This window comes from Methylobacterium sp. WL103 (assembly GCF_008039885.1).
In the GTDB taxonomy this organism is placed as follows: domain Bacteria; phylum Pseudomonadota; class Alphaproteobacteria; order Rhizobiales; family Beijerinckiaceae; genus Methylobacterium; species Methylobacterium cerastii.
In genome coordinates this window covers 1-9,310 of sequence record NZ_VRUX01000132.1, presented here as the reverse complement: position 1 = coordinate 9,310, position 9,310 = coordinate 1, and the positions used below count along the sequence as shown (strand labels likewise).

Annotated in this window: 7 protein-coding genes and 2 pseudogenes; 1 reads left to right on the top strand and 8 read right to left on the bottom strand. The window is 70.5% G+C overall.

Annotated features, from left to right (window positions below; genetic code table 11):
- The 4 genes and pseudogenes from FV222_RS30665 to FV222_RS10665 form a co-directional block, all read right to left on the bottom strand.
- Positions 1-218 (bottom strand): annotated as a pseudogene (locus FV222_RS30665) (hypothetical protein); the annotation flags it as partial.
- 136 nt (positions 219-354) lie between these two features.
- The gene (locus FV222_RS10675) at positions 355-1,602 is read right to left on the bottom strand and encodes an Hsp70 family protein (RefSeq protein ID WP_147762208.1); all 1,248 of its coding nucleotides are present in this window, start codon (positions 1,600-1,602) and stop codon (positions 355-357) included.
- A gap of 71 nt (positions 1,603-1,673) precedes the next feature.
- Positions 1,674-2,015 (bottom strand): GlpM family protein, encoded by a 342-nt coding sequence (locus FV222_RS10670; RefSeq protein ID WP_246685409.1) that lies wholly within the window; start codon positions 2,013-2,015, stop codon positions 1,674-1,676.
- A complete protein-coding gene (locus FV222_RS10665) occupies positions 2,012-3,325 on the bottom strand; it encodes a replication-associated recombination protein A (RefSeq protein ID WP_147762210.1) in 1,314 nt (437 codons plus the stop codon). Before FV222_RS10665 ends, FV222_RS10670 begins: the two co-directional genes overlap by 4 nt.
- Positions 3,326-3,598: 273 nt before the next feature.
- Here FV222_RS10665 and FV222_RS10660 point away from each other — a divergent pair, with 273 nt between their 5' ends.
- The gene (locus tag FV222_RS10660; RefSeq protein WP_147814194.1) at positions 3,599-5,176 is read left to right on the top strand and encodes an EAL domain-containing protein; all 1,578 of its coding nucleotides are present in this window, start codon (positions 3,599-3,601) and stop codon (positions 5,174-5,176) included.
- Positions 5,177-5,256: 80 nt separating this feature from the next.
- On the opposite strand, the gene FV222_RS10655 is transcribed toward FV222_RS10660, so the two are convergent.
- The 4 genes and pseudogenes from FV222_RS10655 to FV222_RS31110 all read right to left on the bottom strand — a co-directional run.
- Complete coding sequence (locus FV222_RS10655) at positions 5,257-6,750, bottom strand: Do family serine endopeptidase (protein ID WP_147754123.1); 1,494 nt, start codon at positions 6,748-6,750, stop codon at positions 5,257-5,259.
- 143 nt (positions 6,751-6,893) lie between these two features.
- On the bottom strand, positions 6,894-7,730 hold the full coding sequence (locus FV222_RS10650; RefSeq protein WP_147814192.1) for an alpha/beta hydrolase: 837 nt from the start codon (positions 7,728-7,730) through the stop codon (positions 6,894-6,896).
- Between the two features lie 197 nt (positions 7,731-7,927).
- On the bottom strand, positions 7,928-8,458 hold the full coding sequence (locus FV222_RS10645; protein WP_147754128.1) for a MucR family transcriptional regulator: 531 nt from the start codon (positions 8,456-8,458) through the stop codon (positions 7,928-7,930).
- A gap of 728 nt (positions 8,459-9,186) precedes the next feature.
- Positions 9,187-9,310 (bottom strand): annotated as a pseudogene (locus tag FV222_RS31110) (sugar transporter); the annotation flags it as partial.

The window sequence follows — 9,310 nt, the reverse complement described above, 5'->3', positions numbered from 1 at the left end:
GTGCCGGCCCGCTCCGGACGGCCGAACCGGGTTTTTCCGGGCGCGCCGGAGCGGGGGCCGCGGCTCGCGCCCTTGCTGGCCGCAGCCTTGCCCTCGGCGGATTTCGGCGAGGGCGGCCGGCCGGAGCCCTTGCCGACGCTCTTGCCTGCGCCTTTGCCAAAGCCCGTCCCCGGACCCTTGCCCGAACCCTTGCCGCCGCGTGGTGGATTGCCTGTCATGCAAGCGCGTTAACACCCGCCCGCACCGGCGACAATTCGCGCCGCCCGCACGGCAGGCCGGCGTCGGGTCGTCCTGCCGTTCGGCACCGTCGGGGATCCGTCGGTCGGCAGCCCTCGGGGCCCGATGCCTTCGCCCTCACGCCGCCCGGCGGATCGCCTCCAGGGTAAGCCCGATGCCGACCGAGCCGAAGGTGTCGCCTTCCACCACGCGGGCGCCCGGCAGGCAGGCGGTGAGTCCCTGGCGGACATGCGGAAGGCCGGTGGAGCCGCCGGTGAGGAACAGCGAATCGATCCGGTCGGCGGTGAGGCCCGCCTGGGCGAGGCAGCGCCCGACCCGCTCGGAGATCCGCGTCGCCAGGGTGTCGGTGTGGGCGACGAGGGCGGTCCGGTCCACGGGGGCGGCGAGCCCGGGCTCGACCCAGTCGAGGTCGACGTCCGAGGCGCCGTCGTTCGAGGCGGCGATCTTGGCGCCCTCGACGGCGATGGCCAGCGAATGCCCGCGCTCCAGCTCGACCACCGTGCGCAGCCGCTCGACGAGGTCCGGCCGCGCGCCGTCGCGGATGATCTCGGCGATCTCGCGCAGGGTCTTGGGGTTGTAGAGCCGGTTGATGCTCGACCAGGTGGCGAGGTCGTGGAAGTAGGCGTTCGGCACCAGCAGCTCGGCCCGCTTCATCGGGCTGCCGAGGCCGAGCAGCGGCATCACCGTGCCGAGGCTGAGGAAGCGGTCGAAGTCGGTGCCGCCGATGCGCACGCCGTCGTTGGCGAGGATGTCGTCGGCTCGCTCCGCCTTGGCGTGACGCTCGGGCGAGAGGCGCACGATCGAGAAGTCGGAGGTGCCGCCGCCGATGTCGGCGATCAGCGCGATCTCCTCGCGCCGGACGCTCTGCTCGTGGTCGAGCGCCGCCGCGATCGGCTCGTACTGGAACGAGACGTGGCGGAAGCCGATGCTTTGCGCGATCTCGCGCAGGGTGTCCTCGGCCCGGCGGTCGCCCGCCGCGTCGCCGTCGACGAAGTGCACCGGACGCCCGTGCACCACGGTGTCGAAGGTCTCGCCGGCGGCGGCCTCGGCCCGCGCCTTCACCGCGCCGAGGTAGCGCCCGATCACGTCGCGGAAGCGCACGCGCTCGCGGCCCACCGGCGTCGTCTCGTCGATCAGCCCCGAGCCCAGCACCGACTTGAGGCTGCGCATCATCCGGCCCGGCGTTCCCTCGACGTAGGCCTCCGTCGCCGCCCGCCCGATCACCGCGGCGCGGTTCGGCTCGAAGAAGATCGCGCTCGGGATGGTGAGGTGGCGCCCCTCCAGGGGAACGAGGCGCGGACCCGCCGGGGCGCGGTGTCCGAGCGTCGTGTTCGACGTGCCGAAATCGAGGCCGCAGGCCGCCATCAAGTGTCGTCTTTCGCCGGTGTTCGTGGGGGCGGCTGCCCTACAGGCTGGCGGGCGCGGGGTCCAGCGCTTCAGAGCCAGCGCGGCCCTAGGAACAGCGCGAGCGCGACCACGAGCCAGGCGCAGAGCCCGCCGAGGAGCGCCAGGCGGTAGTCGAAGGATCCGCCGATCCACCACGCCACCGCGAGGAAGACCAGGTAAGCAGGAATCGTGCGAAAGCCCGCCAGGCAGGTCTCGCGGAAGGCGCCGGCCTCGCCCTTCGCGCCGACCGCCAGCAGGGCGATGATCGCGAAGGTCGGCGCCAACGGCAGGATGCCGGGCAGGACGTTGCCGCGACGCGACGCCAGCACGATCGCCATCGTCACGAGGCCGCCGGCCACGCCTTTGAGCAGGACGTCCACGGCGCCGCTCACCCCTCCCCGCGCCGTTCCCGGCGCAGCTCTTCCCAATGCGCGAGCCGGTCGCGGTAGCGGCTTTCCATACCGCGGTCGGTCGGCGCGTAGAGGTGCTGGCGGCCGAGCCGTTCCGGCCAGTAATCCTGGCCGGAGAACGCCTCCGGCTCGTCGTGGTCGTAGCGGTAGCCCTCGCCGTAGCCGAGCCGCTTCATGAGCTTGGTCGAGCCGTTGAGGATGGTGCGCGGCGGCGGCAGCGAGCCGTGCTCCTTCGCGATGCGGGTCGCCGCCTTGTAGGCCTCGTAGGCCGCGTTCGATTTCGGGGCGCAGGCGAGGTAGATCACCGCCTGCGCCAGCGCGAGTTCGCCCTCGGGGCTGCCGAGGAAGTCGAACGCGTCCTTGGCGGCCGTCGTGATCACCAGGGCCTGCGGGTCGGCGAGCCCGATATCCTCCACCGCCATCCGCACCAGGCGCCGGGCGATGAACAGGCGGTCCTCGCCGCCGTCGAGCATCCGGCACAGGTAGTACAGGGCCGCGTCCGGGTCCGAGCCGCGCACCGTCTTATGCAGCGCGCTGATCAGGTTGTAGTGGCCCTCCTGCGCCTTGTCGTAGATCGGCGCGCGGCGCTGGACGAGGGTCTGCAGCACCTCCGCGTCGAGGATCTCGTCGGGCTTGGCCGAGCGCCAGATCCCCTCGCACAGAGTCAATGCCGCGCGCCCGTCGCCGTCGGCCATGCGGATCAGGACGCCCCGGGCCTCCTCGGTGAGCGGCAGCGCCTGGCCGGTCAGGTCCTCGGCCCGGGCGATCAGCTTGGCGATCGCCGCGTCGTCCAGCGCCCGGAACAGCAGGACCCGGGCGCGCGACAGCAACGCCGCGTTCAGCTCGAAGGACGGGTTCTCCGTCGTCGCGCCGACCAGCGTCACCGTCCCGTCCTCCATCACGGGGAGGAAGGCGTCGAGCTGCGCCCGGTTGAAGCGGTGGATCTCGTCGACGAAGAGCAGCGTCCCCTGCCCCGTCGCCCGGCGCTTGCGTGCGGCCTCGAACACCTTGCGCAGGTCGGGCACGCCGGAGAAGATCGCCGAGATCTGCTCGAAATGCAGGTCGGTCTCGTGCGCGAGCAGGCGCGCCACGGTGGTCTTGCCGGTGCCCGGCGGTCCCCAGAACACCAGCGAGCCGAAGCTTTTCCCGCGCAACAGCCGCGTCAGCGCCCCGTCCGGGCCGGTGAGGTGGTCCTGGCCGACGACCTCGGCGAGCGTGCCCGGCCTGAGCCGGTCGGCGAGCGGACGGGGCGCCGAGGCGTCGAGGCCGGCGGTTGCGAAGAGGTCGGGCATGCCCGCATCAACACCCTGCGGCCCACGCTCGGCAAGAGGCGCCGCCCGGCAGAAGCCGACGGAGGCGCGCCGCCGGCCACCCGTCCGGGCGGAGCCCGTGCGACACCATCGCCGCAACCGTCTTCGTTTCGGAAAACACCCTGTTAACTCACGCGGACGAAGTGTTCGTCCGGACGCAGCGAAAGCAACGGTGACGCCGCGAGCGGCCGTGCCGCGTGAGAGTCCCTTAAGTCCACCCGTGGTCCTGTCGAGCCCGCTCACGGGGGACGACGCATGATCCGGAAACGCGGCAGCTGGGGAGAGGGAGAGCTCTACGAGGCCCTGTGCCTGCTGATGATCTGCGGCTGCCTGTGGATCATCGGCATCCAGTTCCAGGTCTTCTCCAGCCTCAACGCCTTCATCCACGCCAACGACCTCTCGAACGCGTTCATGCTGGTCGCCCTGATGGGCCTGGCCGTGTTCGCGGCGAGCCTGCGGAAATCCCTGCTCCTGCGGGTGGCGATGCGCGAGCGCGACATCACTGCCGCCGAGGCCGAGGCGGTGGCGCGCCACGACGTGCTGACCGGCCTCGCCAACCGCCGCCTGTTCCTGGAGACGCTGGAGCGCCGCCGGGCGGCCGCGAGCCTGGTCCCGACGCAGGCCGTGCTGCTGGTCGACCTCGACCGCTTCAAGCCGGTCAACGACATCTACGGGCATGCGGCCGGCAACGCCGTGCTGTGCGCGGTGGCCGAGCGCCTGTCCGCCCTGACCCCCGAGGGCGGCCTCGCGGCCCGCCTCGGCGGCGACGAGTTCGCGCTGCTCGTGCCGCTCGACGGCGGCAGCGACGGCCTGTCCCGCCTCGCCCAGGCGGTGATCGCCTCCATCGCCGCGCCGATCCAGTGGCAGGGCAACGAGCTGAAGGTCGGCGCGACCATCGGCATCGCCCTGATCTCGGCCGACCAGGCCGACGCCGACGTGGTGCTGCACGCCGCCGACCTCGCCATGTACCAGGGCAAGAAGGACGGCCGCGGCGTGTTCCGCGTGTTCAAGAGCGCGATGGACCTCGAGCTCAAGGCCCGCGCGCAGCTCGAAAGCGAGTTGCGCGAGGCGATCGCGAACGGCGAGATCGAGCCGTTCTACCAGCCCGTGGTGACGCTGCCGGAGAAGACGCTGGTCGGCGTCGAGGTGCTCGCGCGCTGGCGTCACCCGGTCCGCGGCCTGCTCGCCCCGGCGAGCTTCATCGGGATCGCCGAGGAGACCGGCCTGATCTCCGAGCTCAGCATGAAGCTCCTGCGCCAAGCCTGCCTCGACGCCCGCGATTGGCCGTCCCACTTCCAGCTCGCGGTGAACATCGCGCCGAAGCAGTTCCAGGACCGGTGGCTGTGCGAGCGCATCCTCGCGATCCTCACCGAGACCGGCTTCTCCCCGAGCCGCCTGGAGGTCGAGATCACCGAGACGGCCCTGGTCCAGGACCTGGAGGCGGCCCGCACGACCCTGACCTCGCTGCAGAACCTCGGCGTGCGCATCGCCCTCGACGACTTCGGCACGGGCTATTCCAGCCTCTACCACCTGCGCGAATTGAAGTTCGACAAGCTCAAGATCGACCGCACCTACGTCGACACGATCACCATGAGCGCGGAACGGGCCAAGCTCGTCGACGCGATCATCAAGCTCGGCGCCAGCCTCGGGCTCGTCACCACCGCCGAAGGGATCGAGACCGACGCCAGCGTCGACTGGCTGTCGGACCAGGGCTGCGACTACGGCCAGGGCTACCTGTTCGGCGCGCCGATGCCGAAGGAGGCGATCACCGCCCTGATCGGGGCGCCGGTCGAGGAGATCCAGGCCAAGGCCCTCGCGCTCCAGGCCGCCTGAGCGAAGCCCAAATCCGCCATCCCGAAGGGATCGACCGAATTTTGGTATGAAGGCCGGGCTTCGGCCCGGCCTGCCGATTCTCAGCCGCCGAACATCGAGGTCAGCACCTCGCCGTTGCGGTTGATCGCGACCTCCCAGGCGTTCTGGACCGTGCGGGTGGCGCGTTCGACGTCCTTCGTCGTGGAGACCGGCTGGCCGTTGATCGAGACCAGCATGTCGCCCTTCTGCAGGCCGGCACGGGCCGCGATGGAGTTCTCGTCCACGGCCTGCACCGCGACGCCATCGACGGGGAAGTCCACCAGCATCTCCTCGGCCACGGCGGGCGAGGTGTTGATCAGCGTGGCGCCGAGGAACGGCGAGCGGGTGCGGACCTTGAGCACGTCGCGCGGCCGCGTCTCGGGCGCCGGCACCAGCTTCACCGGCAGGGTGCTGCGGCTGGTGCCGCGCAGGATGCCGAACTTGGTCTGGCCGGTGATGCCCTTGAGCGCGAATCGGTAGCCGAAGGCTTCCGGGTCGTCGACGTTTTGGCCGTCGACGGTCAGGATCAGGTCGCCGCGCTTCAGCCCGGCCTCGTCGGCCGGGCTCTTGGCCTGCAGGCTCGCCACGAGGACGCCGGTCGGGTGGTCGAGGCCCATGCTCTCGGCGATGTCCGGCGTCACGCTCTGGACGCGCGCCCCGAGCCAGGGCCGCCGCACGGTGGTGGCGCCGTTCTTGGCGGTCTCGACCACGGCCTTCACCATGCTCGCCGGGATCGCGAAGCCGATGCCGTGGCTGCCGCCGGACTGCGAGTAGATCGCGGTGTTGATCCCGACCAGGTGCCCGCGCAGGTCGACGAGCGCGCCGCCGGAATTGCCTGGATTGATCGCGGCGTCGGTCTGGATGAAGAACTGGTAGTCCGACGAGCCGACCTGGGTGCGCGCCAGCGCGGAGACGATGCCCTGCGTCACCGTCTGGCCGACGCCGAACGGGTTGCCGATCGCCATCACGAAGTCGCCGACCTCGAGGCTTTCCGAATCACCGAACGGCATCGCGACGAGGCCGCCGGCCGGGTTGGTGATGCGGATCACCGCGAGGTCGGTGCGCGGATCGCGCAGCACGATCGTCGCCTCGAACTCGCGCCGGTCGGCCAGCGAGACGCGGACCTCGTTCATGTTGTCGATGACGTGGTTGTTGGTGATGATCAGGCCCGACCCGTCGACGATCACCCCCGAGCCGAGGGATTTCTGCGCCCGCTCGCCCGGGGAGCCGCCCTGCCCGCGCCCGCCTTCCGCGCCGAAGAACCGGCGCATGAACTCGTCCATGGCGCTGGTGCGGGCGTTGGGCCGCTTGTCGATGTGCGAGGCGTAGACGTTGACCACCGAGGGCGCCGCCCGCTTCACGACGGGGGCGAAGGAGAGCTGCACCTCGCCCTTGCTTGCGGGCGCCGCCTTGTCGGGCGTCGCGAGCCGGGCCGGCGGCGCGTCCGAGGTCTTGTCGGGCGTCTTGTCGGGCGTCCTGGCCATCTGCGCGGCGGCGGGGCCGCCGGCCAGCATCAGCGCGACGGCCAGGGCGGCGAGGGAAGACGGATGGGGCATGCAGGACTCCGGGCGCTCGAGGCCGTCGGGGCGCCGGGCCGTCCGCGCGGTGGGACGGCCCGGACCGACATGCGATCGCGGCCTGTCTATCGCGGTCGAATGCGGCGCGCGAGAGCCCGGTCCGCCGGCCCGCGCACCGCGGCTCAGCCCTTCAGAAAGGCCAGCAGGTCGGCGTTCAGCCGCTCGGCATGGCTGAACGGCACCGCGTGCGGCGCGCCCTCGTAGACCACGAGCGTGGCGCCGGGGATCGCGGCGGCGGCTACTTTGCCCGACACGTCGATCGGCACGGTCTGGTCGTCGTCGCCGTAAATCACCAGGGTCGGCACCCTGAAATGCGCCATGTCACCCCGGAAGTCGGTGGTGCCGAAGGCGGTCACGCAGGCCGTCGTCGCCTTGGGCGAGGCCAGCATCGCCAGGTTTCCGGCCCAGGTCATCGTCTCGGCCGAGACCGGGGAATGGAACACGCCGGCGCCGAAGAAGGTCTTGGCGAAGTTCGCGAGGAAGGCCGGGCGGTCCTTCCGGAGTCCGTCGACCATGCCCTGGAAGACGCCGCCGTCGACGCCGTCCGGGTTGTCGCCGGACTTGAGCATGTAGGGCGTCACCGCCGAGACCAGCACGGCTTTCGTGACCCGTGCGCCCGCGTGGCGGGACATGTAGCGCGCGATCTCGCCGCCGCCCATCGAGAAGCCGACGAGGGCGACGTCCTGGAGGTCGAGGCCGTCGAGCACCGCCTTCAGGTCGTCGGCGAAGGTGTCGTAGTCGTAGCCGGTCCAGGGCTGGTCGGACCGGCCGAAGCCGCGTCGGTCGTAGGCGACGACCCGGTAGCCGACCTCGGCCAGCGCCGGCATCTGGTGCTCCCACATGTCGGCGTCGAGGGGCCAACCGTGGATCAGCACCACCGGCCGGCCGGTGCCCCAATCCTTGACGTAGAGCCGGGTGCCGTCCCCGGTCCGGATGAAGGCCGTGTCGCGGATGGCCATGTCTCGCTCCTGCTCGGATATCCGTCGGCGGCTGCCGAACGATGCCGGGACGCCCGTCGCGGACGGGAAGCAACCGGCCGCGTCGAACGTTCCGAGGGAGCGGACCCCATGACGCCGAATGGCCGGAGGCGCGCTCGCGCCTCCGGCCATTCGATGCCGTGGAAGTCCGGGAGAGTCCTGCCGAAGCGGTGTGAGCCTCAGGCGTCCTTCTTCTTCCGGGCGGCGCGGGGCTTCTTGGCGGGGGCGTCGGCCTCGCTTTCGGCTGCCGCCTCCTCGGTGACCACCGGCTCGGGCGCGGCGGACTTCGCCACGTTCTTGCGGCGCTGCTGGCCGAGGCCCAGGGCGCGGGCGAGTTCGGAGCGCTGCTCCGAATAGCTTTGCGAGGTCATCGGATAGTCGGGCGCGAGGCCCCACTTGGCGCGATACTGCTCGGGCGACAGGCCGCGCAGGGTGAGATGCCGGCGCAGGGTCTTGTACTGCTTTCCGTCCTCGAAGCTGATCAGGTAATCCGGCGTCACCGAGCGGCGGATCTCCGGCGCGGTCGCCTTGGGTGGCCCGACCTCGGCGACCGGCCCGTTGGCGCCCGAAACGCCGACGATCGCCTCGTGCACATCGCTCAGGAGCTTCGGCAGTTCGACGCTCTGGACGTGATTGTTGCTGACATAGGCGGAGACGATATCTGCGGCCAACGTGATGAAACGGGCCCTGTCGACGTCTGGTTCGCTCATGTTGTTCGGTCCGTCATCGTGAGTTCGAATGATAGTGCCGACCGTAAGCTCAGTTTTGGTGGCGGGCAAGATTATTTCGTGGTTTTCGCCCGTTTTCCGAGGAAATCCACCGGGATCGGCGGTACTCCGGCGCTATCCTCTGATCAAGAGCCGCGGCGATGCGCACAAACGTTCGGGAATGTAGCCCCGATTGAACTAAATTGTGCGCAATTGTCCGTCTGTGCCCTATTGAGCGAACGTTGTTGGGATAAATTGCCGGTGTCGCGCGCGCATCGATTGTGCGTGTCCGAACGCCGAACGCCGTATCGATGAGGTAGCCCTGGGATGCATTTTGCCGCGTCCGCCCCCGACGCGGAGTTGCACGGTGCGACGATGTCCGGATCGAAAGACGGCGCGATCTTCACGCCGAACATCTCGCGAGCGCGCTGCGCGGTCTAAGTCCGACCAATCGACGGACGGCCCGGACCCAGGAGCGGCATCGGGCTCGGATCCACGTCGAAGCCATCCGGGGAGCGACCGGACGGGCTTAAAATTGGAGCGTGGTAGTCTGGAAAAGGCTTGCTGGGGCGAAGCCGGCGCGTCCGCGCGGCAGCGGCAGCTCGATCCTATTCGACCCGGTAGTGCCGCCCCGACGCGGTGCCGCCTCGGCCGGGCTCGCCCTCGGCGCCTGGGGACGACGGCGAGGGCTATGCGGCGGCGTTCGGCGGCGGCGCGGGTCCGGTCGGCGTCTACCGTGCGTAGGCGTAGACGGATGCGGCGGAGGCGACGGGTCCTGCGACGGTGGAGAAGACGCTGACGACCTTGGAGACTTCGGTGAAGGGGGCGTTGGAGACGTAGACGAGGTCGCGGTTG

Coding starts and splice junctions, on each gene's coding strand:
- FV222_RS10675 (WP_147762208.1), bottom strand. CDS start 1,602: ATGGCGGCCTGCGGCCTCGATTTCGGCACGTCGAACACGACGCTCGGA.
- FV222_RS10645 (WP_147754128.1), bottom strand. CDS start 8,458: ATGAGCGAACCAGACGTCGACAGGGCCCGTTTCATCACGTTGGCCGCA.
- FV222_RS10650 (WP_147814192.1), bottom strand. CDS start 7,730: ATGGCCATCCGCGACACGGCCTTCATCCGGACCGGGGACGGCACCCGG.
- FV222_RS10665 (WP_147762210.1), bottom strand. CDS start 3,325: ATGCCCGACCTCTTCGCAACCGCCGGCCTCGACGCCTCGGCGCCCCGT.
- FV222_RS10660 (WP_147814194.1), top strand. CDS start 3,599: ATGATCCGGAAACGCGGCAGCTGGGGAGAGGGAGAGCTCTACGAGGCC.
- FV222_RS10655 (WP_147754123.1), bottom strand. CDS start 6,750: ATGCCCCATCCGTCTTCCCTCGCCGCCCTGGCCGTCGCGCTGATGCTG.